General features: G+C 62.6%; 22 protein-coding genes. 15 read left to right on the plus strand and 7 right to left on the minus strand.

All coding sequences use genetic code 11. The features are described from left to right. Positions 1 to 47 precede the first annotated feature (47 nt). Positions 48 to 2,750: a CHAT domain-containing protein gene (locus AB8B20_RS02245; RefSeq protein WP_439071547.1), complete on the minus strand. Its 2,703-nt coding sequence runs from the start codon at positions 2,748 to 2,750 to the stop codon at positions 48 to 50. A 12-nt stretch (positions 2,751 to 2,762) separates the two neighbouring features. Continuing rightward, positions 2,763 to 3,077 (minus strand): PAAR domain-containing protein, encoded by a 315-nt coding sequence (locus tag AB8B20_RS02250; protein ID WP_439063782.1) that lies wholly within the window; start codon positions 3,075 to 3,077, stop codon positions 2,763 to 2,765. Between the two features lie 131 nt (positions 3,078 to 3,208). Between AB8B20_RS02250 and AB8B20_RS02255 the strand changes: the two genes are divergently transcribed. The 3 genes from AB8B20_RS02255 (at position 3,209) to AB8B20_RS02265 (ending at position 5,773) form a co-directional block, all read left to right on the plus strand. Then, on the plus strand, positions 3,209 to 3,535 hold the full coding sequence (locus AB8B20_RS02255) for an NIPSNAP family protein (protein ID WP_089264511.1): 327 nt from the start codon (positions 3,209 to 3,211) through the stop codon (positions 3,533 to 3,535). A gap of 164 nt (positions 3,536 to 3,699) precedes the next feature. Further along, entirely contained in the window at positions 3,700 to 4,557 is an 858-nt protein-coding gene (gene kdsA, locus AB8B20_RS02260; protein WP_439071548.1) for a 3-deoxy-8-phosphooctulonate synthase, read from the plus strand. 37 nt (positions 4,558 to 4,594) lie between these two features. After that, on the plus strand, positions 4,595 to 5,773 hold the full coding sequence (locus AB8B20_RS02265; protein WP_439071549.1) for an MFS transporter: 1,179 nt from the start codon (positions 4,595 to 4,597) through the stop codon (positions 5,771 to 5,773). A gap of 7 nt (positions 5,774 to 5,780) precedes the next feature. Here the strand turns inward: AB8B20_RS02265 and AB8B20_RS02270 are convergent, their stop codons facing one another. After that, positions 5,781 to 6,230 (minus strand): NUDIX hydrolase, encoded by a 450-nt coding sequence (locus AB8B20_RS02270; RefSeq protein WP_439071550.1) that lies wholly within the window; start codon positions 6,228 to 6,230, stop codon positions 5,781 to 5,783. Between the two features lie 38 nt (positions 6,231 to 6,268). Beyond that, positions 6,269 to 6,748 carry a preQ(1) synthase gene (gene queF, locus AB8B20_RS02275; RefSeq protein ID WP_439071551.1) on the minus strand — a complete coding sequence of 160 codons (480 nt, stop codon included), beginning with the start codon at positions 6,746 to 6,748 and terminating at the stop codon, positions 6,269 to 6,271. A gap of 128 nt (positions 6,749 to 6,876) precedes the next feature. Here queF and eno point away from each other — a divergent pair, with 128 nt between their 5' ends. Both eno and AB8B20_RS02285 read left to right on the plus strand, forming a co-directional pair. Continuing rightward, on the plus strand, positions 6,877 to 8,160 hold the full coding sequence (gene eno, locus AB8B20_RS02280) for a phosphopyruvate hydratase (protein ID WP_120289946.1): 1,284 nt from the start codon (positions 6,877 to 6,879) through the stop codon (positions 8,158 to 8,160). Between the two features lie 210 nt (positions 8,161 to 8,370). Next, positions 8,371 to 10,392 (plus strand): glycoside hydrolase family 113, encoded by a 2,022-nt coding sequence (locus AB8B20_RS02285; protein WP_439071552.1) that lies wholly within the window; start codon positions 8,371 to 8,373, stop codon positions 10,390 to 10,392. A 76-nt stretch (positions 10,393 to 10,468) separates the two neighbouring features. Here the strand turns inward: AB8B20_RS02285 and AB8B20_RS02290 are convergent, their stop codons facing one another. Continuing rightward, positions 10,469 to 11,149 (minus strand): hypothetical protein, encoded by a 681-nt coding sequence (locus tag AB8B20_RS02290; protein ID WP_439071553.1) that lies wholly within the window; start codon positions 11,147 to 11,149, stop codon positions 10,469 to 10,471. 215 nt (positions 11,150 to 11,364) lie between these two features. On the opposite strand from AB8B20_RS02290, the gene AB8B20_RS02295 reads away from it, so the two are divergent. The 4 genes from AB8B20_RS02295 to AB8B20_RS02310 are packed head-to-tail and all read left to right on the plus strand — an operon-like array spanning position 11,365 to position 15,666. After that, a complete protein-coding gene (locus tag AB8B20_RS02295; RefSeq protein ID WP_439071554.1) occupies positions 11,365 to 12,645 on the plus strand; it encodes a hypothetical protein in 1,281 nt (426 codons plus the stop codon). An 18-nt stretch (positions 12,646 to 12,663) separates the two neighbouring features. Then, a complete protein-coding gene (locus AB8B20_RS02300; protein ID WP_439071555.1) occupies positions 12,664 to 13,251 on the plus strand; it encodes a protein-S-isoprenylcysteine O-methyltransferase in 588 nt (195 codons plus the stop codon). A 40-nt stretch (positions 13,252 to 13,291) separates the two neighbouring features. Next, complete coding sequence (locus AB8B20_RS02305; protein WP_439071556.1) at positions 13,292 to 14,428, plus strand: zinc-binding dehydrogenase; 1,137 nt, start codon at positions 13,292 to 13,294, stop codon at positions 14,426 to 14,428. Then, a complete protein-coding gene (locus tag AB8B20_RS02310; RefSeq protein ID WP_439071557.1) occupies positions 14,425 to 15,666 on the plus strand; it encodes an MFS transporter in 1,242 nt (413 codons plus the stop codon). The genes AB8B20_RS02305 and AB8B20_RS02310 overlap by 4 nt, the downstream gene beginning before the upstream one ends. Positions 15,667 to 15,671: 5 nt before the next feature. On the opposite strand, the gene AB8B20_RS02315 is transcribed toward AB8B20_RS02310, so the two are convergent. After that, the gene (locus AB8B20_RS02315; protein ID WP_439071558.1) at positions 15,672 to 16,283 is read right to left on the minus strand and encodes a LysE family translocator; all 612 of its coding nucleotides are present in this window, start codon (positions 16,281 to 16,283) and stop codon (positions 15,672 to 15,674) included. Between the two features lie 70 nt (positions 16,284 to 16,353). Next, a complete protein-coding gene (locus tag AB8B20_RS02320; protein ID WP_439071559.1) occupies positions 16,354 to 18,105 on the minus strand; it encodes a caspase family protein in 1,752 nt (583 codons plus the stop codon). A 324-nt stretch (positions 18,106 to 18,429) separates the two neighbouring features. Here AB8B20_RS02320 and AB8B20_RS02325 point away from each other — a divergent pair, with 324 nt between their 5' ends. The 6 genes from AB8B20_RS02325 (at position 18,430) to AB8B20_RS02350 (ending at position 23,787) form a co-directional block, all read left to right on the plus strand. Further along, positions 18,430 to 18,984 (plus strand): NADPH-dependent FMN reductase, encoded by a 555-nt coding sequence (locus tag AB8B20_RS02325; RefSeq protein WP_231080778.1) that lies wholly within the window; start codon positions 18,430 to 18,432, stop codon positions 18,982 to 18,984. Positions 18,985 to 19,051: 67 nt separating this feature from the next. Next, complete coding sequence (locus AB8B20_RS02330) at positions 19,052 to 19,369, plus strand: FtsB family cell division protein (RefSeq protein ID WP_068730817.1); 318 nt, start codon at positions 19,052 to 19,054, stop codon at positions 19,367 to 19,369. A gap of 274 nt (positions 19,370 to 19,643) precedes the next feature. Further along, the gene (pdhA, locus tag AB8B20_RS02335) at positions 19,644 to 20,675 is read left to right on the plus strand and encodes a pyruvate dehydrogenase (acetyl-transferring) E1 component subunit alpha (RefSeq protein ID WP_068730816.1); all 1,032 of its coding nucleotides are present in this window, start codon (positions 19,644 to 19,646) and stop codon (positions 20,673 to 20,675) included. Positions 20,676 to 20,707: 32 nt separating this feature from the next. After that, positions 20,708 to 22,108 carry a pyruvate dehydrogenase complex E1 component subunit beta gene (locus AB8B20_RS02340; protein WP_231080777.1) on the plus strand — a complete coding sequence of 467 codons (1,401 nt, stop codon included), beginning with the start codon at positions 20,708 to 20,710 and terminating at the stop codon, positions 22,106 to 22,108. Between the two features lie 3 nt (positions 22,109 to 22,111). Further along, complete coding sequence (locus AB8B20_RS02345; protein ID WP_068730814.1) at positions 22,112 to 22,417, plus strand: DUF5076 domain-containing protein; 306 nt, start codon at positions 22,112 to 22,114, stop codon at positions 22,415 to 22,417. Positions 22,418 to 22,419: 2 nt separating this feature from the next. Further along, positions 22,420 to 23,787 (plus strand): pyruvate dehydrogenase complex dihydrolipoamide acetyltransferase, encoded by a 1,368-nt coding sequence (locus AB8B20_RS02350; RefSeq protein ID WP_439071560.1) that lies wholly within the window; start codon positions 22,420 to 22,422, stop codon positions 23,785 to 23,787. Positions 23,788 to 23,831: the final 44 nt, after the last annotated feature.

The raw sequence follows: 23,831 nt of genomic DNA on the forward strand, positions 1-23,831 counted from the left end.
ATCGCGTAGGGCGGATTACGCTTCACCCTACGGCTCAGCCACAGGTTTCAGCTCTCGAAGAATACAAACGCCGCCCAGACCGACGGGTCTTTGGCGGCCGTGATCTTGCCCTGGATCGCTTCGATGCGGACCTTCCGGAGCGCGCTGGCGTAATCGAGTTTCTCGTCGGCCAGCACCTGATAGAACCGCGCCATGAAGTTGGCGGTGCCTTCGTCTGCGACCTCCCACAATGTCAGCAGCGAACGCCGGGCGCCGGCGATGGCAAGGGCGGTGGGCAAGCCGCGCACGCTGCCAATCCGGCTGGGATCGCCGAGCGCGGTTTGGCAGGCGGACAGCACGACAAGGTTGGCCGACGACAAATCCCAGTTCATCAGCTCGTGCGCATAAAGTACGCCGTCATTGTCGTCGCGCTGCGGCGGGCGGCTGAGATTGGGGCGCGAGGCAACGAGGCCGCTGCGCCAGAGCGCGTCGGTGCGGTTGGAGGCGGTCTTGTAGAAGCCGTGGGTGGCGAGATGGATCAGGGACGCGCCTTTGGCATCGGCGCGGATCGTCGCTTCGCCGCTGTCGCTGCCCGAGAGGATGGTAACGACAAGGTTGCGCTTCTTCAGATCGGCGCTGACCGTATCAACTTCGGTCTTCGTCGAGGGTAGCTCATTGGCGGCGCCGGCATAGTCGAGCCCGCCGACCAACAGCGCCTTGTCGCCCGATGCAAGCCTGTTGTCGTTGTTCGCAAAGAACAGCGCGTCGGCGCGCGTCATGATCCGGGTGTCGTAAATCTCGTCGAGATAGCGGCCGCCCGCATCCTGCAGCATCGCGAAGGGCAGGCTGTAGAGTTCGGCATCGGGGACAAGAAACAGTCGTCTCACGTCGGCGAGCTGCGGCTTCAGCGGTCCGAGCAGCGTGTCATGGAGGCGACGGAAGAGCTTTGCATGATCCGGCGACGTCGCATCGACTGCGAGGAAGCTGTCGAGCGGGCCGAGATCGAACAGTGCTGGCGCGGTGTTGTGGCGGCGGATCACGGCCTGCAGCCGCATCTCCGGTTTTGGCGCGATCGGATTAACGCGGTTACGGCGGCCGCTGACGAAGAAGTCGACCAGCGCGTCTGATCGTTCGAGCCTTTCCTCGATGGATGGGAGCTGGAGATCGGTCGGCGCCTTGTTACCCATCTTCGCCGCAAGCGCCTGCCGCGCGTCCTGCAACTGCCTGAGCACGTCGCGCGCGTCGTCATCGATCTTGCCCGACGACAGCAATTCCTGCTGCTGGCCGGACAGTCGCAGCACGGTCTGTGCCAGTGCCTTGGTGGCGTCGTCAGGCAGCCGGTCGGCCGTCAGGCGCAGCATGGTGCGTTCGCCATCTTCCATCGTCTTCCAGCGCGACACTGCGTCGGCATAGGCGATGGCGGCGGCTGGTTCGACCAGTGCGTAGCGGCCGAACTCATACAGGATATCATCGGCCAGTTTGCGCATGGTCTCGGCGACGTAACGGTTGCCGGCCGTGCCGACCTCACGCAGCATCCAGCGGAACGCCTGCTGCTCGACGTCCTTGAAGGTTGCCAGCGTGTCCTTGTCGCCGCGCTTCATTCGAGTCATCGCGACACCGAGCAAGGCATCGAATGTGATCGGATGCTGACGCGCAATGGTCTTCTGCGAACGGTGATAGGCGTCGATCCGCAGCGCCAGCGCGCGGTCGGTCTCGCCACGTGTCTCATACTGATCGGCAGCGAGTTGTGCCGCCTTGATGCGCAGGAGATCCGGTGCGCCGTTCCAGTCCTTGACCTTGGCCATGGCTTCCAGATCAGGGTGGCTCATTTGCTGGTCGGGATGGAAATAGGCTTTGGTATAGGCGATCCAGACATTGGCCTGCTGGACATGTTCGGAGCGGGGATCGGCGAGTTCGGTCGCGCAGCGCTTTTGCAAGTCGAGCGCGCGGAGCGTTTCGGCTTCGTTGCCCATGGCCAGATGGTTGAGCGCGAGATTGCTGGCGCTCACCAGCGCCTGAATGCTGCCATAGCCGTAATGCGCGATGCGCTTGCGCAGCAGTGGTTCGTCGATCCCCGCGGCGACGTCGGGATGCCCGACCATGCGCAGCGCTTCGGCATAATTGTTCTCGGTGCGCCAGGTCAGCGGCTCGCGGTCGCCGAGTGCCTTTCGCGCGTTGAGGTAAGTCTCTTCGGACAGGTTGAGGCCGGATGCGACGGCGCCGTTATTGGTCAGCAGCGTCGCGAGGATGTCGCCGCCGGCAATGTCCTGCGCTGAATTCAGGCCGTATTCCGCGCGCATGCGCTTGCGGGCTTCGGTCGCCACGGGAATGCCGAGATCATATTGATTGCTGCGTTCGAGGAAGCGCGCGTATTCGAACCAGAATGTAACCGCATCGCGGCCGCCGTCGCGTGCGGCGCGGGTCTTGGCCGCTTCGGCAAAAAGCTCCGACACGGTCGCGTTGTCGCGCCGCCGCTCGAACGAACTGGCGGCATTGAGATAGGCCGTGATTGTGAGGCTGTGATAGTTGCTCTGCGTAACCTCGCGCAGTGCGTTCTTCAGTCGATCGCGGCCGCTGCCATCATTGCTGGCGCGTAACGCGTTTAACGCATCCTGAATCTTGGCTGTGAGCTCGCGCTCGCTGGGTGCGCGGCTGTTCTGCGCTTCGGCGACGGGGGCGAAAGCCGGCAATAGGATGAGGCCACTGGCGATGGCGATAGCAAGCCGAGCGGCAACGCCGGCGGCCCATTGCGCCCGGGATGACAAAGACATCTCCGGCAAGTCCTACTTGCAGCCCGATGTGCTGTCGCCGGCACGGGCCATCGGCTTGCCGTTGATGAACACGCCGTTGCTGCCCGAGATGGTCTTACCGCCGCATTCGGTGCTGCCGCCGACGACGGCCGCAGGCTTGCCGTTAATGTAGACGCCCTTCGCACCCTCGATGATCTTGCCGTCGGTGGTGGTGTCACCGACGCGTGCCGCCGGCTTGCCATCGACCATCACGCCGGTGGCGCCCGACGTGATCTTGCCGGGCTGTTGAGCGGTGGCAGACACGGTCAGTGTCATCAGGGCGACTAGCGACAAAAGGGGCTTTTGCATCGTGGATCCAAGTCGGTTGCGTCACAGGCGGCATGATGTAAGCCTGACGTTGCGCAGGCAAGGGACGATGCCGCAACAAGCCATGCGTTAGAGTCTTTCAAGGCTGACAAAAAGGGAAGGAACCAAAGCCGATGATCTATGAATTACGCGTCTATCGCTGTTTGCCGGGACGTTTGCCGGCGCTGATCAAGCGATTTGAATCTGTCACATTGAAGCTCTGGGAGAAGCACGGCATCCGGCAGTCCGGTTTCTTCACCACGGTGATCGGCGAATCCAATCAGGAACTCACTTACATTCTCAAATGGGAATCTCTCGCAGAGCGCGAGAAAGTCTGGACTGCCTTCATGTCCGACCCGGAATGGATGTCGGCGCGCGCCAAGTCCGAAGAGGACGGCCAGATCGTTGGCAATATCGTCAGCCAGCTGCTGGCGCCGACGGCCTTCTCGGCGCTGAAGTAAGCCTGGTCCCGGGGCAGGCCGGTCCGCCCGGTGCGGAGGCCGCCCTGGTCAGTTTGGAGGCGGCTCCCGCCGCAACCCTGATATTCCGACCGGCGGGATGGGCCTGATCCGGCTTGCATCCCGCCCGGTCCTGCGGTCATGGTCGCCGGCATAAGGAGACCATTTTGACCGCATCCTCCACAGCCGCGCCCGTCGTCGCCCTCGGCACCGTCCGCTTCGGCAATGCTCTGCCGATTTCGGTGATCGCCGGGCCATGCCAGCTGGAAAGCCGCGCGCATGCGCTCGAAGTGGCCCATGCGCTGAAGGAGATCGCGAACCGGCTCAAGATCGGTCTCGTCTTCAAGACCTCGTTCGACAAGGCCAACCGCACCAGCGCCTCCGCGGCGCGCGGCATCGGCCTGGACGACGCGCTGCCGATCTTTGCCGAGATCCGCGAGACGCTTGGCCTGCCTGTTCTCACGGACGTGCATGAGAACGATCAATGCGCCCGCGCTGCCGAGGCAGTGGACGTGCTACAGATCCCGGCCTTCCTGTGCCGGCAGACCGATCTGCTCCTGGCCGCTGCCGCGACCGGCAAGGTCGTCAATGTGAAGAAGGGCCAGTTCCTGGCGCCCTGGGACATGGCCAATGTCGTCAGCAAGCTGACATCGTCGGGCAATGACAAGGTGCTGGTCACCGAGCGCGGCGCGTCGTTCGGTTACAACACGCTGGTCTCGGACATGCGGGCGCTGCCGATCCTCGCGCGGACCACCGGCGCGCCTGTGATCTTCGACGCGACCCATTCGGTGCAGCAGCCGGGCGGCAAAGGGACATCATCGGGTGGCGAACGCGAATTCGTGCCGGTGCTGGCGCGTGCGGCCGTGGCCGTCGGTGTCGCCGGTGTCTTTATCGAGACCCATCCCGATCCGGATAATGCGCCGTCCGATGGGCCGAACATGGTGCCGCTCCGCGATTTCGAGGCGCTGGTGAAGAACCTGATGGCGTTCGACGCGCTGGCCAAAGAGACGGCGGCCAAGGCCTGATCATGCAGCCCTCTGCCGCGGCGCTGGTGGCGCGCTGATGCCTCCGGTCCTCAATATCATCGCACTGGCGTCCTTCGCCGCCGCGCTGTCGATGCGCGCGCTGGATCCGGTGCTGCCGCATGTCGCCGACGATCTGTCCATCACGGTGGCGATCGCCGCCGGTCTGGCCTCCGCACTGGCCTTCACCTTCGCCATTGTGCAGCCGGCACTCGGTGCTGCCGCCGACCTGTTCGGCAAGCCGCGCCTGATGATCGTCTGTCTGGTTCTGCTCGGCATCGCCAATATTCTCGGCGCGATCACCACCGACTATCCGCTGCTGCTGGCGACGCGCGTGCTGGCCGGCATTGGGGCAGGCGGGGTGTTTCCGGTGACGCTCAGCCTGACCAGCGATCTGGTCGGGCCGAAGCTGCGTCAGGTGGCGCTCAGCCGCGTGATGGCCGGCGCCATGACCGGCAACCTCCTGGGATCGACCGCATCCGGCGTAATCGGCGATTTCTTCGGCTGGCGCGGCGTGCTGGTTATTCTCGGCGGCCTCGCGATCGTCGCATCGGTCGCGGTGGCGTATGGCTTCAAGGGCGCCGCGATCATCAAGCCGACTGTGAAAGCGGATTTCGGCAAGCTTGCCCAGGGCTACAAGGTGATCTTCCGCAACCCGAACACGCTGATCGTCTACAGTGCCGTGTTCGTCGAGGGCTGCTGTATCCTCGGCCTGTTTCCCTATATCTCGTCATTCCTGTTCGACCGCGGCGTCACAAGCCTCTCGATCGCCGGCCTCGTGATCGCCTGCTTTGCCGTCGGCGGCCTGTTCTATACGGCGACCGTGTCGCGCATGCTGGCGCGGCTCGGCATCAACGGCATGATGATCTATGGCGGCATCGTGATCGCGATCCAGCTTGCCGCGACCGCCTTCAGCCCGAACTGGCAAATCCAGGCACTGAGCCTGCTGCTGATGGGCTGGGGCTTCTACATGCTGCACGGCTCGCTGCAGATCTTCTCGACGGAGCTCTCGCAGGAAGCCCGCGCCAGCGCCATGTCGCTGCACGCCTTCTGCTTCTTCATGGGCCAGTCAGTCGGCCCGATCGCCTATGGTTTCGGTTTGGCGCACGCCGGCAAGATGCCGACGCTGCTGCTGTCAGCCGCTATCGTGTTTGCGCTTGGATTTGCGGCAGCAAAGCTGCTGAAATCGACCAAGCCGGCGGATGCGGGAAGCGCTTGATGTCGGGCTAGCGTGGTGCGGCGGTCGCCAGCATCTGCAGTATTTGTTCAGGCCAGACGATCTCGGTCGTGTGCATCAATTCATCTCGCGACCACCAGTGGTGATCGGCGATCACTTCCGACTCATCCGGGGTCCATCCGAGACGGGACAGCGTGGCATCGTGCGATGTTACGAGGTAATATTTCTCGAACGCGCTGACACACTCGCCATCGGGCATTTGTAGACTGAACTCTCGGTCCGCCACAGGCTCACCGACCGTATCGCGGATCAAGCCCGTTTCTTCCCGGAGTTCGCGAATGGCAGCGTCATGGAAGGTCTCACCTTCCTCTAAACCTCCGCCCGGTGTTGCCCAATAATCCTGGCCGGCGAGGGCACCTGATCTGTGAATAAAACGGAAGAGCAAAACGCGCCCGTCGTTGTCGACGACGAGCAGACGCGCGGATTTGCGCTGGCGCATGCTTGGATCTTCCGTTGTTTCCCTTTCGGGCTGAGGTTTCATCCCCGCCCGCGATACGGAGCGACGCCTTGCTCGGGGACCCAGACGCCCTTGGGCAGCGTTCCGGTCTGCCAGAACACGTCGATGGGGATGCCGCCGCGCGGATACCAGTAGCCACCGATACGCAGCCATTTCGGCTTGATGGCGGAGGCGACGCGCTTGCCGATCTCCACGGTGCAATCCTCGTGGAAGGCACCGTGATTGCGGAACGAGGCGAGATACAGCTTGAGCGACTTCGACTCGACCAGCCACTGGCCGGGCACATAGTCGATCATCAGATGGGCGAAATCCGGCTGGCCGGTGATCGGGCACAGCGAGGTGAATTCCGGAGCCGTGAAGCGCACCACGTAATTGGTGTCCTTCTGCGGGTTCGGCACCCGGTCGAGCTTGGCCTGTTCGGGGGAGGTCGGCCATTCCACAGCGCGGCCGAGCTGCAAGTCATCTGGCAATTTCGGGGATTTGTGGGGTGTTTTTGACATAAATATCTCCGTTATGGCGGTTCATAGCCAATCCCGGGCCAGTCGTCACGTCAGGCGGGGTTTTCCCGCCGGGAGGCTTGCTGTAGAAGCGGCGCCAACGACCCACCCCCAGCACAAAGAGGGCATTCATGACCGCCATCGTCGACATCATCGGCCGCGAAATTCTCGATAGCCGCGGCAATCCCACGGTTGAAGTCGACGTCGTCCTCGAAGACGGGTCGATGGGCCGCGCCGCGGTTCCGTCGGGTGCCTCCACCGGCGCCCATGAGGCGGTCGAGCTGCGCGACGGCGACAAGTCCCGCTATCTCGGTAAGGGCGTGCAGAAAGCGGTCGATGCCGTCAATGGCGAGATCTTCGACGCCATCGGCGGCATGGACGTGGAGAACCAGGTCCAGCTCGACGAGATCATGATCGAGCTCGACGGCACCCCGAACAAGTCGCGCCTCGGCGCCAATGCGATCCTCGGCGTCTCGCTGGCCGCCGCCAAAGCGGCTGCGGAATCCTTCGATATGCCGCTGTATCGCTATGTCGGCGGGACCTCGGCCCGCACGCTGCCGGTGCCGATGATGAACATCATCAATGGCGGCATGCATGCCGACAATCCGATCGACTTCCAGGAATTCATGATCATGCCGGTGGGCGCGTCGACCTTCGCCGAAGGCCTGCGCTGCGGCGCCGAGATCTTCCACACGCTGAAGGGCGAGCTGAAGAAGGCCGGCCACAACACCAATGTCGGTGACGAAGGCGGCTTCGCACCCAATATCGGTTCGGCCGAAGCGGCGCTGGACTTTGTGATGGCCGCCATCACCAAGGCTGGCTACAGCGCCGGCAAGGACGTAATGCTGGCGATGGATTGCGCCGCCACCGAATTCTTCAAGGACGGCGCTTACGTCTATGGCGGCGAGAACAAGACCCGCAACATCTCCGAACAGGCCAAGTACCTCGCGCAGCTCGTCGCCAACTATCCGATCGTCTCCATCGAGGACGGCATGTCGGAAGACGATATGGACGGCTGGAAGCAGCTCACCGACCTGATCGGTTCGAAGTGCCAACTGGTCGGCGATGATCTGTTCGTCACCAATGTCACGCGTCTTGCCGACGGCATCAAGAATGGCCGCGCCAATTCGATCCTGATCAAGGTCAACCAGATCGGCTCGCTGACCGAAACGCTGAGCGCCGTCGAGATGGCCTACAAGGCGGGCTATACCGCGGTCATGTCGCACCGTTCGGGTGAGACTGAAGATTCCACGATTGCCGATCTCGCCGTCGCCACCAATTGCGGACAGATCAAGACCGGCTCGCTGGCACGCGCGGATCGTACCGCCAAGTACAATCAGCTGCTGCGCATCGAGCAGCAGCTCGGCACCCAGGCTAAATATGCCGGCAAGGCCGCACTGAAAGCTCTCGCGTAAAGCGCAAGCGCGGCTTTCGGCCGAGCAAGAAACTACGCGATCAACGCCGTTCGCTGAAATAGCGGGCGGCGTTTTTCATTGAAGGACCCTGACCGTGTAAGCCTACAACGAGGTTCAATTTGTAGACGTCATCATGATACCCCATTGCGGTCGCGAAGGTATCACGTTGCGGGTTCAGCCTTCTCCGGGCAATGCCGACGGAGAGCGTAAATGCCCAACATCTTTAAGGTCCAAGGTTTCGGTGCACTGTCGGAGTGGAATGGACAGTTCTCCAGTGCGTCGGCCGATCAGGCGTTTCAGGCCATGGCGTCCCTCGGATCGAATTCGATCGCGCTGACGACGCGGATATGGACCGACAGCCGTACGGGCAATGACGTGCTCGCCGTGCCGGCCAAGACCGAAAGCGACGCAAGCCTGCTGGCCGGTTTTCAGAAGGCCCATGCCGCCGGGCTGGATGTTGTCTTCAAGCCGGGCATTACAGGTCTCGACGGCACGATCTCGCACAGTCTGGCGCCGTCGGACGTCGATGCCTTCTTCGCGTCCTACAAGGCCGAGATCGTTCACCTGGCTGAAATTGCAGAGCAGGGCGATGTCGCCAGTTTCGCCATCGGCAATGAGATGAGCAGCCTTTCGGGCGATGCCTATCGCAGCTACTGGGTTGATATCATCTCGGCCGTGCGCGGCGTCTATCATGGCGAAGTCACTTACGCGGCGGCAACCGACGAAGCATCCAAGGTCAGCTTCTGGGACCAGGTCGATACGATCGGCATCAACGCCTATCCACCCTTGACGGCCAGCACGACGCCGACGGTGGACGATCTCGTGCACGCGTGGAACGAGGTGCCGTACAATCCGTATTACGCCAAGGCCTTCGGCTATCAGTCGCCCGTCGATTTCTTTCATTCGCTGTCGATGGATTACGGCAAGCCGGTGCTGATGACCGAGGTCGGTTATCGCAGCATCGACGGTACGGCTATCAATCCGGGCGGTGGATCATCCAAGGCGCCTGCGGATCTCGCCGAACAGGCCGATGCCTATAATGCCTTCTTTCAAGTCTGGAGCGCGCATGGCGGCAGCTGGCTGAAAGGCGCCGAGTTCTGGCAGTGGGACCTCAACAACTTCTATTCCGAGACCGGCTATTCGGTCATGGACAAGCCGGCGCAGGATGTGGTGGCGCAATATTTCCATGGGACAGGGGTAACGCCGGGCGTCACCATCACGGGCTCGTCGATTGGCGACACGATCGATCTCGGAGGCGGCAACGACGTCATCTTCGGCGGGCTCGGTCATGACGAGATCTATGGCGGTGCCGGGAACGATACGATTGTCGCCGGTCCAAGCGTAGCGGGCAAGCTCGCCACGACCACCATCACGCTGACGGGCTATGGTTCCATCGTGAACGGCATCGGTGCGCAGGCGCAGGTTCTTGTCAATGGCCAGCCGGTTTCGGGCGTGCTTGAATTCACGCCCGCGAGCGATCCGTCGGGCTACCAGACCTACACGGTCACTTTCGACAATCCCGCCAGCATCTCCAGTGTCGCGATCAACCTTGCGAATTCCGAGCCCGGGCGCGCGCTGCATTTCAAGGACATTGCCATCAATGGCGTCGATCTGGTGCCGGCCGACGGCACCAATGCCAGTTCACCCGGCTCGTTCGATCTCTATGTCCGCAGCATCCAGTTCGACACGGTCAAGCATCAGGACTGGTTCTTCGGCGCCTCGAGCGACAACGATGTCGTCCGCGGCGGTGATGGCGATGACTACATTGCTGGCGGGATCGGCAATGACATCATCAATGGCGGCAACGGCACCGACACCGCGGTATTCTCCGGCAATGTGGCCGACTACAGCATCAGCCGCAGCGGCGCTCAGACGATCGTCACCGACGGAATCGCCGGTCGCGACGGCACCGACTATCTCACCAATACGGAGTTTCTGAAATTCGCGAATGCCAGTATTGCCGTCGATACGCTTGGACAAGCACTTGCGAGCAGCACTGGCAGTGAGAACTTTGCTTTCAGTCTGACGTCCGGCCACACGATGTCCGGGCACGCGGAGGTGCAGAATAGTGCGCAGGGTGAGGGCGCTGCGGAAGTCGCTCTTGCTCAGGTCCTGACGGCGTCCAGCCATCCCGTCGCGGCCGCGCCGGCACCGGACGACGCTCTCGGCACACACGATGCCGCGCTCGCGCCGGTGACGCCTCCGTCACATCATGACGTGCTGATCGTCTGAGGATTCCGGATGGCCAAAACAATTCAGCCGCGGTGACGATCACCTCGGCTGAATGCGTTTCGATATTGGCTGCGTATTATTGCGGAGCAGCCGAGACCTGTGCAGGCTTCGGCGCCGCCGGCTTGCGGCGAGTACCGCCACCGGTCACGGCCATGACACGGGCAATGGCCTGACGCTGCAGGCTGTCGTCCTTGTCGATCGAGAAGTGGTTGGTGGTGGCGTTCTCGTTGACGTTCGCAAGCTTGCCCTTGAAGCGAGGATCCGCAGACACCGCGCGTCCCCAGCCGGCGGGTACGTAATAGTTCACGATCTGCTTCACATTGTTGGGGACCGCATCGGGCGCCACCGGATCGAAGTTCACGATCAGCGCCACCGGGATGTTGTACTGCGCAAGCTTGCGGGCAATCGAGATGGTCACGTCGGCACCGGCCGAGTGGCCCATCAGGATGATCGGTTCGCGGTTACCGGCCTTGTACCGGGCGATCATGTCGTCTGCCTGGCCGCTCCACAGCGTGTGATTGCTGACCGAGGAGGCGACGCCGGCGGCTTCGAGCTTGTAGGCGATCTGATCCATGCCGAGCGAGAACACGTTCATGAGGCCACGATAGAGATAGACATGGCCGGGGCGACGGCCGGGCGCCGCATCGGCATCCCCGGAACTCGCGAGTGAGGCCACAAAGAGCGACGACAGAATCAGCAAAACGGCCGCTGGAGAGGTCCACGACGGCCGTTTGAAGCCCTTGAGAGCAATCGACATAGTGCTTTCTTTCTTCGAAAAAACCCGCGACATGTTCAGACATAAGACCCTGCCGTCAATCACAGTCCTGCCTCGATTCCCGGAATTGTGATGAAGGGGGTTGCGAAAGAGCGGCTGTGTGACCTGAGGGCGACAAAATCCTGCCGGACGCTTCCGTTTTGGGCATGGGCAGGTTTGTCGGCGCAGGCGAATTTGCTATGCACCGGATCAGAACGGTGCGTGATGCACTCGGGAGCGAACGGACGATGATCGCGCGGCGACATGTCTTTCACATTGGCGGCTACGACCCGATTCTGCCGGACACGCAGCTCGAGCGGTTCCGCCGTTCGCTGTCGAGTTTCGAGAAGACGTGGAGCGTGTCCGCGAAGGCGTCTGGCGTGCTTGACGCTACGGATGTGAGCGCTTCCTGGCGGGCCGAGACCTCCGGGCCGAACTGGAAGACAGAAACCACCTACGAAATGCTGCGCTGGGATGACCTGATCCTGCAGGATCACACCCGAAGCATGCTGTCGCGATTGGGCGCCGCCTTTGTTACGCTGGGCGACTGGCTGGTGACGGGAACCCTGTTCCGCTTCTTCTATGCGAGCTGGAAATATGCCGGCTTCTTCCTGTTCTCCTATCTGTGGATCGCGGGCTTTGCTGCATCTGGCGCAGCGGTGGGCTATGGGCTGACCTGGCTGCTTGGCATGAATGGTGCCGCCGCATGGATCGCTGGCGCAATTGTCGCTGCTGCCGTCTTCACGGCGCTGTTGCACCATTACGGCTGGCGCAAGCCGATCAATCATGTGTTCGACGACTGGATCTTCTCGCGGCAATATGTCCATGGCCAGCGCCCGAAGATGACGGCGCGCGTCGATGAATTCGCCAGGGTAATCGCGGCGCGCGCGCAGAAGGCCGATGTCGACGAGATCGTCATCGTCGGGCATTGCCTTGGTGCGGCATTGGTGATGGAGGTGGTGGCCCGCGCACTCGCGCTCGACCCGGATCTGACAAAACATGGCCCGACCATCTGCGTGATGACGGTGAGCGCGACCATCCCGAAATTCTCGCTGCATCCCGCCGGCAAGAGCGTACGCGCAGCAACGCGTCTCGTCGCCGACACGCCGGCGATCCGCTGGACCGAATATCACGCCCGCGACGACGTCATCAGTTTCTACCGCTTCGATCCGGTGACCTTGAAACGCCGCAGTCGCGATCGCGACGAGGGCAGGCCGAACATCCGGCGCGTCCAGATGCATGCCATGATGGGCATGGAACAGTTCAAGCGCTATCGCTTCAACTTCATGCGCATTCACTATCAGATGGTGATGGGCAACCAGTGCCGCGCGCCCTACGACTATTGCATGGTGATCTGCGGTCCTCTGCCGTTTGACGAGATCACCGCGGGCGAAGGCGGCCTCAAACGCTTCGGTGCGGATGGCGCGCTGCTGGACATGCCGCTGTCCAAGATCACATCCTCTCAATCGCAAGCCGGGGCATCCGTGAATGCCGCATGATGGCCTGATCGGACGACAATGACCGCGTCACTTCTTGGAACATATGTCTGGGCGATCGGTCTGATCGCCTGGTTCATCATTCGCTACCCCTATGCGCGCAAAGCCCGCCGCACGGCGACGCTGCGTGCGGTCGGCTGGAGCCGTGAACGCATCCTGCTGGCGATCGCCACCATCGGCCTATTCGTGGTACCGCTGATCTGGCTGGTGACCGGCTGGCCGGCCGCGCTGAACTATCAGCTGAATTATGTGGCGGTCGTGGTTGGCGGCGCGCTCTATGTGCTGTCGCTCTGGCTGTTTCGCCGCTCACACAAGGATCTCGGCCGGCAGTGGTCGGCCAGTCTGGAAATCCGCGAGGCTCACCAGATCGTGCGTGCCGGCGTCTATCGCAGCATCCGCCATCCGATGTATGCCTCGTTCTGGTTGTGGGCACTGGCGCAGGCATTCCTGCTGCCGAATGCCATGGCCGCGCTGGGCGGGCTGGTCGCGATCGCGATCCTGTTCTTCACCCGCATCGACTATGAAGAGCGGATGCTGATCGAGGCATTCGGCGACGACTACCGGGCCTATATACGTGAAACCAAGCGCATCATTCCGGGCATCTACTGACGCGGCACCAGACCGCCGGACAGATTGAGGGGAAACGACCATGACTGACATCACATCCGGACTTGAACTGCGCTCGCTCATCAAAAGCAGCGGAGAACTGGAAATATCGCTGCAGCAGGTGGCGATCCCGGCGCCGGGTCCCGACGAGGTCGTCGTGCGCATCGAGGCTGCGCCGATCAACCCGTCGGATCTCGGTCTCCTGCTCGGCGCGGCCGATCCGGCGAGTGCGAAAATTTCAGGCTCTGGCGCGTCCTCGGTGGTTACCGCGACCGTCCCGCAGGCCAATATGAAAGCGATGGGCGGCCGTCTCGACGAGTCGATGGCGGTCGGCAATGAAGGCGCCGGCACGGTGGTGAAGGCCGGATCGTCCGAGGCCGCGCAGGCGCTGCTCGGCAAGACCGTCGCGCTGATCGGCGGCGCGATGTATGCGCAGTATCGCGTCATCAAGGCCAAGGAATGCCTGCCGCTGCCCGAGGGCACGACGGCCACCGAGGGCGCATCCTGCTTCGTCAATCCGCTGACCTCGCTCGGCATGGTCGAGACCATGAAGCGGGAAGGGCACACGGCGCTGGTGCATACGGCCGCCGCGTCCAATCTCGGCCAGATGCTCAACAAGATCTGCCAGAAGGACGGCATCGATCTCGTCAACATCGTCCGCAGCGAGGAGCAGGAGAAACTTCTGCGCGGCATCGGCGCGAAATATGTCTGCAACTCGACGTCGCCGAGTTTCATGGAAGATCTGACAGCCGCGTTGATTGCCACCAATGCCACGCTGGCCTTCGATGCTACCGGTGGCGGCAAGCTGCAGGGCCAGATCCTGCAGGCGATGGAAGTTGCCGCCGTCAAGGCGATGAAGGTCTACAGCCGCTATGGTTCGACGACTCACAAGCAGGTCTACGTCTATGGTCGGTTGGATCTGCGCCCGATCGAATTCGTCCCTGCCGGCATGGCCTGGGGCATGGGTGGCTGGCTGCTGTTTCCGTTCCTGCAGAAGATCGGCGCGGCTGATGCCGCGAAGCTCCGTGCCCGCGTGGTCGCCGAACTCAAGACCACCTTCGCCAGTCACTACACCAAGGTGATTTCGCTCGAAGGCGTCTTGCAGCTCGACAATCTCCGGGCCTATGCGAAGCGCGCCACCGGCGAGAAGTATCTGATCAATCCGAACATGCCGGGATGACACTCGCCGATCAGTCTGCCGGCGTGGTCACGGATGGCGCGCGGCTTTTGCTGCGCCATCCGCCGTATCTGTACTACATGGTATCGCGCAGTTTCTCGCGCTTCGCCTCGCAGATCGCCGCGGTTGCGGTCGGCTGGCAGATCTATGATCTGACCGGCAGCGCGTTCCAGCTCGGCATGGTCGGCCTCGCGCAATTCGTGCCGATGCTGGCGCTGGTCTTCGTCGCCGGCCATATCGCCGACCGCTATGATCGCCGCCGCGTGGTGCAGATCTGCCAGATGCTGCAGGGGTTGACGGCGATCCTGCTCGCCTGGGGTACTTATGCCGGCTGGATTACGGTGCCGCAGATTTTCGTGGCGCTGGTGGTGATCGGCGCGGCGACGGCCTTCGAGGCGCCGGCCGGCTCGGCGCTGCTGCCCGGCGTCGTACCCGAAGGGCATTTGCAGAAGGCGACCGCGCTCTCGACCGGCGTGTTTCAGGTGGCGATGATCTGCGGCCCCGCGCTTGGCGGCTTTGCCTATGCGCTATCGCCGTCGACGCCCTATGTGCTGATGGCGGCATTCTGGCTGATCGGCGGTCTGCTCAACAGCGCCATCAAACTGGCGCGCGAGGTGGCGGTGAAGGATCCGCCGTCGCTGCGGACTTTGTTTGCCGGCGTGGGCTTCGTGCGTAGCAATCCGGCGATCCTCGGCACCATCTCGCTCGATTTGTTCGCGGTGCTGCTCGGCGGTGCCACCGCGCTGCTGCCGATCTATGCGCGCGACATTCTGCAGACCGGTCCATGGGGCCTCGGCTTCATGCGCGCGGCGCCGGCGGTCGGCGCGTTGCTGACCACCATCGTGCTGACGCGCTGGTCGATCAATCGCCGGGTCGGCATGCGGATGTTCCAGGCCGTCATCATCTTCGGCCTCGCGACAGCGGTGTTCGCGGTGTCGCAATGGCTGTGGTTGTCGGTCGCCGCGCTCGCGGTACTCGGCGCGGCCGATACGGTCAGCGTGGTGATCCGTTTCTCGCTGGTGCAGCTCGCAACCCCAGACGACATGCGTGGCCGGGTCGGCGCGGTGAACTACCTGTTCATTAATACCTCAAACCAGCTCGGCCAGTTCGAGAGCGGCGTCACCGCCGCATTGTTCGGCACCGTCCCGGCCGCACTGATCGGCGGCCTCGGGACCGTTGCCATCGCGTTGCTGTGGATGCGGCTGTTTCCGACGCTGCGCAATGTGGAGCGGCTGGAATAGGCGCGTCAGCGCTCGGCGAAGGCTAGCTTGGCACCGAGCGCGGCAAACGCGCCGGCAAAAGTGCGTCGCATCCAGGTCAGCACCCGTGGCCGTGTGATGACGTGGTTGCGGATCGACGCGGCGAACAGGCCGTAGAGCGCGAATACTACGAAGGTCATCAGCATGAATACCGCGCTCAGCAGCAGCATCTGCGACAGCGGATGCGCCTCGTCAGCACTGATGAACTGGGGCAGGAAGGCGAGGAAGAAGATCGACAGTTTCGGATTGAGGATGTTGATCAGGATCGCTGTGGTTATCACCTGCAGTGTGGACTGCGCGCTGTTGTCGGCTTCCACCTTCAGCGCGCCATGCTCCTGCAGCGTCTTCCAGGCCGTATAGAGCAGGTAGGCGACGCCGACATATTTGAACACCTGAAACGCCACGGCGCTGGTGTGCAGCAGTGCTGCGAGACCAAGGATCGCGGCGGCCATATGCGGAACGATGCCGAGCGTGCAACCGAACGCGGCGACGACGCTGCTGCGGCCTCCGCGCGAAAATCCGGTTGCTAGTGTGTAAAGGGCGCCAGTGCCCGGCGACGCCACCACGATCAGCGAGGTGATGAGAAATTCGATGGTCACGATGATGGCTCCGGCTCGCAAACTTGGATCGTCAGAATGTCGCTTGCGATCCTGTCAGGCAAGCACGTCGTCAGTTGCACACCTCGACATTGGTGAGGCCGATGCGCATGTCGCGCGACACCAAGCGGCAGCCGGGACGCACTGGACGGCAGCCGGCATTGTCGCAGACGATCTGGCCGGACGGCTGCGCGCGCGGCGTGCGGGCCTGAATCTGCGGGCGATCAAGCTCATCGCGCTCCCGGCGCGGCACGTTGCGCTTGGCCTCGGTGCGGCTGCGCTTCTTCTCGCATTCGTTATCATCGTTCAGGAACGTCCCGGCGCGGCACACGATCTTCACGCAGCGGTCGCCGTCCGCCTCTGAACCATGTGCACAGACCAGCGGGCAGACGCGGGACGACCTGGTCTTGATCGCGTCGAGCGCATCGGTGCTGGCTGCCTTGGCATCGAATTTGGTCGACGCGTAGCGATTGAAGCGTTCGAGCGACTTGCGGGAAGCCGCAGTCCATGTGTTGTCGACTGAGCCCTGCAGGCAGCCCACCCGCTGAAGCTCGACCTGGATCTGACGGGGTAGATCGGTCGGTGCGGGTGTTCGTGACACATCGGCTGTGGGGGAAGGGAGTGTCGCCAACTGCGGTCCGGCGGCAGGCGTGTCCAGCTTGCCGGCATCGACCCTGGCTTCCGCTGCCGCGCGGGCGCGCTCGCCGGCGGCGGCGCGTTCCTGCTCGGCGGTCTTGAGTTTCTCGGCAGCGATCCGGGCATCCTCGGCGGTCTTGGCATCGGCCGCTGCCTTGGTCTGTTCGGCCTTCCTGGCGCCTTCGGCAGCCAGACGGGCTTTCTCTTCAACGGCGAGGCGGGCTTTCTCCGCAGCAGCGGTATGGGCGTCCTCGGCTGCGAGCTTCGCGAGTTGGGATTTGGCCAGCGACGCATAGAAGCCGTCGGGGTGCTGGGTCAGGAACGCGTTCCAGCCGTCTCTGGTCGCAAGCTGCAAAGCCAGCTCGTAGTCACGGCGGGTTTCGGCCTGGACACTGACGGCGGGCGACGTGGCGACGGCAGCCACCGGGACCAGCGGCACGTCGTCGCCGCCGAGCGAACCGTAGACATACGGTTCCTGGCGGTTGCTGGTGTTCTTCATGACGTCGTCGCGGATGAAGCCGAAGGCCTTGCGGAGGTCGAGGCCAGGCGTCGCGATGTGGCGGACCAGCGCGGCCGTGAAGGGGCTGTTCTTGCTGTCGCCGTCCAGCGCCGTCGAGCCGGCCTTGGCCGAATAGGCGATCAGCGTGTTGGGGCTGGCCGGCTCCACCTTGGCGAGGCCGCGGGTGATCGCCCGGGATGCCGTGGTGCGCTTCATGTTCTTGATGAAGGGGTTGTCGCGGCAGGCATCGAGGATCACCAGCCGCAGCTTCCTGGCCGGCTCGATGGTCACGAGGATGCGCTCCAGCGAGAACGCCTCGTCATAGACGTCGGTGTCGCGTTCCAGCAGTGCGTCGACCGGAATCAGGTAATTGGTGCCATCGACCTCGATGCCGTGGCCGGCGAAATAGACCAGAGCAACGTCCGCATCGCGCGCCTTGTCCGCGAAATCGCGCAGGGCCCGGCGCATCTCAGTCGCCTTCAGATCCCGTCGGGCTTCGACAATGTCGAAATTCGCGGTCTTCAAGGTCTCGGTCATCGCCGCGGCGTCGTTGGCCGGGTTGGCGAGCTTAATGACGTTCTGGTAGGCCGAGTTGCCGATCACCAGCGCGACGCGTTTGTCGGCGAAGGCCGACTGACTGAGCAAGCTCAAGGCGAAGACTACGGAAGCCACAAGACCAAGGTTGCGCATCGGAAGCCCCGCAATTGCGACGGTCGAATTCGAGCAGCCTGGCCAGACGTCGCAGATCAGTCGGGACTGGCGTGCGTGGTTTGTCTTACGTGGTTTGTCGCGCAGCACTCTCCGAAGGTTCGATCACAGCGGCGCTCCGGGCGTCATCCATTTGAGCGATATCAGCATAACGAAGATGTGTTTGGGCGGGCGAGGCGGACGTGCCGGTTCGGTACGATTACGGCCGTCAAATACAATCCATGCACTTGCATCTTTTGCCGGGATAGGTGACAGGTTCCAGATGCGCTCCGCGCTTTTTGGAAGCAGTTATTCAGGGGATATCTCATGGCCACCTACAGCGTTGCCGTCATTGTCGGCAGCCTCCGCAAACAGTCATTCTCGCTCAAGGTTGCGAATGCACTCGCCCAGCTGGCGCCGCCGTCGCTGAAGCTGAACGTCATCACGCTGAACGAGCTGTCATTCTTCAATCAAGACCTGGAAGCCGCGCCGCCGGCCGACTGGGTCAAGTTCCGCGAAGCGATCCAGGCCTCGGATGCGGTACTGTTTGTCTCTCCGGAATATAACCGCTCAGTTTCGGGTGTCCTGAAAAACGCCATCGACGTCGGTTCGCGGCCCTATGGCAAGAGCTCGTTCCTCGGCAAGCCCACCGGCATCGTGGTTAGCTCGCCCGGTCCGATCGGTGGCCTGGGTGCAGCCCTCAGCTTGCGCCAGACCCTGCCGGGGATTGTCGGTCCCATCATGCAACAGCCTGAAATCTATCTGAATGCCGTCGGTGACGCGTTCAGTGAACAGGGCGAGATCGTCAAGGAATCCATCCGGCCGGTGCTGCAGGCCTATATCGACGCTTTCGCCGTCTGGGTCGACAAGCTGAAGAAATAACCGGCGCAAATTCAGGTTGCGGCCCGGTTGTTAGGTTCGCCTTAACCGGGCCGTCGCATTTTCGGGAATGGTCAAGCATACCCGCCTCAAATCGATCCTCACCGGGCTCGTGCTCTATGCACTGGCGGCGATGATGATCAGCTATTTCGGGGTCAATGCATATACCGGTAAATACGGCCTCAACGCACGTCAGGAGCTCGACCAGGAGATCGTCGCGCTGACCTCCGAACTGGTGCAATTGAAGAAGGAACGCACCAAGGCCGAGCAGCGCGTGGCGCTCCTGCGATCTGGTGGACTCGATCCCGACATGCTCGACGAGCGCGCGCGCTACCAGCTCGACTACGCGCATCCGCGCGACCTCGTGAAGGTCATCAAGCCAAACTAAGATTCTCTCTTCGGCGGCGAGTCGTCCTCGCATGAAGCAACACAGCTTTGCATCAAAGCTATGGATCGCTCGCGCCTGCTCATCGTGACGGCAACGTGACCACGACACGCGCTTTCATTCCTCAAATTACAAAACCGATCCAATTCGATTTCGAAAGTTTCACGCCTTCGCTGCAGTGCGAAACAACCGTGTGGCATTCCGCGCGACGCAATCCCTTTCAAGCCGCAAGCACTTGGAGTAGGAAGGGCCATTCACTCTCGCATCCGGAATTTTCATGGCCGCACCGAAGAAAAGCGTCGCTCCCGCAGGGCAGGCAACGAGCAATGGCGCAACCCCGTCATCGCCGCCAGATTTCACCCGCGATCAGGAGATGCACGCGCTTCGCGACATGCTGCTGATCCGGCGTTTCGAGGAGAAGGCCGGCCAGCTCTATGGCATGGGCGCGATCGGCGGTTTCTGCCATCTCTATATCGGTCAGGAAGCCATCGTCGTCGGCATGCAGATGGCATTGAAGGATGGCGATCAGGTCATCACGGGCTATCGCGACCACGGTCACATGCTGGCCTGTGGCATGGACGCCAAGGGCGTCATGGCCGAGCTCACGGGGCGCAAGGGCGGCTACTCCAAGGGCAAGGGTGGCTCCATGCACATGTTCAGCCGCGAGAAGAATTTCTATGGCGGCCATGGCATCGTCGGTGCGCAGGTGTCGCTCGGAACGGGTCTCGCTTTTGCCAACCGTTATCGCGGCAATGATCTCGTCAGCCTCGCTTACTTCGGCGACGGCGCGTCGAACCAGGGCCAAGTCTATGAGAGCTTTAACATGGCGGAGCTGTGGAAGCTCCCGGTGATCTACATCATCGAGAACAACCGCTACGCCATGGGTACCTCGGTGACGCGCTCCTCGGCTCAGACCGACTTCTCCAAGCGCGGCATCTCCTTCAACATTCCGGGCGAGCAGGTCGACGGCATGGACGTCCGCGCCGTGAAGGCCGCCGGTGACCGTGCGGTCGCCTGGTGCCGCGCCGGCAAGGGTCCGTTCATTCTGGAAATGCAGACCTATCGCTATCGCGGCCACTCGATGTCCGATCCGGCCAAGTACCGGACCCGCGAGGAAGTAGACAAAGTTCGCCACGATCAAGACCCGATCGAGCAGGTGCGCAACCGTCTGCTGGCCGCTGACGTGACCGAGCAGGACCTCAAGGCGATCGACGCCGAGGTGCGTGACATCGTCAACGCATCGGCGGATTTCGCGCAGCAGGACCCTGAGCCCGATGCATCCGAACTTTACACCGATGTGTACCGCTAAGCGCGCGGCTTAAAGACCGATCTGGAGTTATAATGGCCATTCAAGTTCTGATGCCCGCGCTGTCCCCGACCATGGAGAAAGGCAACCTCTCCAAATGGCTCAAGAAGGAAGGCGACACGATCAAGTCCGGCGATGTTATTGCCGAAATCGAGACAGATAAGGCGACGATGGAAGTCGAAGCGACCGATGAAGGGACGCTCGGCAAGATCCTGATCCCGGAAGGGACCAACGACGTCGCGGTCAACACGCCGATCGCGACCATCCTCGCCGATGGCGAAGACGCATCTGCCGCGGCGGGCTCACCGGCCCCCGCGAAGCAGGAGAAGGCCGCAGAATCCGCGCCGCCTGCTGCGGAAGCGAAATCTGCTCCGGCTCCGAAGGAAGAGGCTACAGCGCCAGCAGCTCCGACGGCTTCGATCCAGCCCGATCCTGAAATTCCTGAAGGCACCGAGATGGTGACCATGACCATCCGCGAAGCGCTGCGCGACGCGATGGCAGAGGAAATGCGCAGGGATGAAGACGTCTTCATCATGGGCGAGGAAGTCGCCGAATATCAGGGCGCCTACAAGGTGACCCAGAACCTGCTGCAGGAATTCGGCGCACGCCGTGTCATCGATACGCCGATCACCGAGCACGGCTTCGCCGGTGTCGGCGTCGGCGCGGCGATGTCCGGCCTGAAGCCGATCGTCGAATTCATGACCTTCAACTTCGCCATGCAGGCGATCGACCAGATCATCAACTCCGCAGCCAAGACGCTGTACATGTCCGGCGGCCAGATGACCTGTCAGATCGTGTTCCGTGGCCCGAACGGCGCCGCCGCGCGCGTCGGCGCCCAGCACAGCCAGGACTACTCGGCCTGGTACTCGCAGATCCCGGGCCTCAAGGTTGTCGCGCCCTATAGCGCCGCCGACTACAAGGGCCTGCTCAAATCCGCGATCCGCGATCCGAACCCGGTGATCTTCCTCGAAAACGAAATGCTCTACGGGCATTCCGGCGAGGTGCCCAAGCTCGACGACTACATCGTGCCGATCGGCAAGGCCAAGGTCGCACGTGTCGGCAAGGATGTGACGCTGATCTCGTGGTCGAACGGCATGACCTATGCTCTGAAGGCTGCCGAAGAACTCGCCAAGGAAGGTATCGAGGCGGAGGTTATCGACCTGCGCACGCTGCGTCCGCTCGATACCGACACCATCATCGAGTCCGTGAAGAAGACCTCGCGCGCCGTGACGGTGGAAGAAGGCTGGCAACAGTCGGGTGTGGGCGCCGAAATCGCCGCACGCATCATGGAGCACGCGTTCGACTATCTCGATGCGCCGGTCGCGCGCGTGTCGGGCAAGGACGTGCCGATGCCTTACGCCGCCAATCTTGAAAAGCTGGCGCTGCCGTCGGTGGCCGACGTCGTGGCTGCGGCCAAAGCCGTTTGCTATCGGTGAACCATGGCAGGTCCGAAGGAACAGCCACTGCCGCCGGATGTCATGGATCGCGAGGACGCCACCGAGGTGTTGCGCGCGTTCGTGCTGGATGGCGGGCTGTCCATCGCCTTCATGCGTGCCTTCGAGGAGCCCGACATGTGGGGGCTCCTGCTGGTCGATATCGCGCGCCATGCCGCACGCGCCTATGCGCGTGAGGCCAACTATTCCGAGGACGAGGCGCTGAACCGCATCGTCGAAATGTTCGAAGCTGAAATCGCGCGTCCGACTGACATGGGCAACACCACGCCGCGGTCGCAACAAGGTCACTGACAATGCCAATCAACATTCTGATGCCTGCGCTGTCGCCCACCATGGAAAAGGGCAACCTTGCCAAGTGGCTCAAGAAGGAGGGCGACAAGGTCAAGTCTGGCGACGTGATCGCGGAGATCGAGACCGACAAGGCGACGATGGAAGTCGAAGCTGTCGACGAAGGCACCATCGCCAAGATCCTGGTGGCGGAAGGTACGCAGGATGTTGCTGTGAACGCCGTCATCGCGGTGCTCGCCGCCGACGGTGAGGACGTGAAGGCTGCGAGTTCGGGGGCAGGGGCTGATAAGCCGAAGCCCGCGCCTGCTGCCGAAGCTCCCGCGCCGAAGCCTGCAACTGGTGCACCTGCGCCGGCTGCTGCTTCCGCAGCGAAAGCACCGGCACCGGCCGCTGCGCCAGCTCCGCAGCCGGCCGCCGCACAGAGCAATGGCGCGCGCGTATTTTCGTCACCGCTGGCGCGTCGTCTCGCCAAGGATGCCGGCATCGAACTCGGTCGTATCAACGGCTCGGGTCCGCATGGTCGTGTGGTCGCTGCGGATGTCGAGAAGGCGAAGTCCGGTGGTGGCCTGAAGGCACCTGCCGCGGCGGCTGGCGCTCCCGCAGGTGCAACTGGAGCGATCGGTGCGCCTGCAATGTCCGATCAGCAGATTCGCGGGCTGTACGAGCAGGGCGCTTACGAGAGCGTGCCGCACGACTCGATGCGCCGCACGATTGCGCAGCGTCTCACCGCCGCGACCAACTCGATGCCGACCTTCTATCTCACGGTCGATTGCGATCTCGGCAAGCTCTCCTCCGCGCGCGAGGAGATCAACGCTGCGGCCGGCAAGGACAAGGACGGCAAGCCGCTCTACAAGCTCTCGGTCAACGATTTCGTCATCAAGGCGATGGCCATCGCGCTGCAGAAGATTCCGGAAGCGAACGTGTCGTGGACGGAAGCAGCGATGCTCCGTCATAAGCATTCCGACATCGGGGTAGCGGTGGCGCTGCCGTTCGGCCTGATCACGCCGATCATCCGCCAGGCCGAGATCAAGTCCATTTCGGCAATCTCCAACGAGATGAAGGAACTTGCCGCGCGCGCCAAGGCCAAGAAGCTCAAGCCCAACGAATACCAGGGCGGCGCGTCATCCGTGTCCAACCTCGGCATGTTCGGCATCAAGGACTTCACGGCGGTGATCAATCCGCCGCAGTCCTCGATCCTTGCGGTTGGCACGGGCGAGGAACGGGCCGTGGTGCGCAATGGCCAGATCGTCGCTGCAACCATCATGAGCGTGACACTTTCCTGCGATCATCGCGCCATCGATGGCGCGCTCGGCGCCGAACTGATCACGGCATTCAAGAAGTTGATCGAAAATCCGGTGATGATGGTGGTGTAGTAACGCAGTTCTTTCTTCCCTCTCCCCTTGTGGGAGAGGGTGGA

It is taken from the genome of Tardiphaga sp. 866_E4_N1_4 (assembly GCF_052076075.1).
GTDB lineage: Bacteria > Pseudomonadota > Alphaproteobacteria > Rhizobiales > Xanthobacteraceae > Tardiphaga > Tardiphaga robiniae.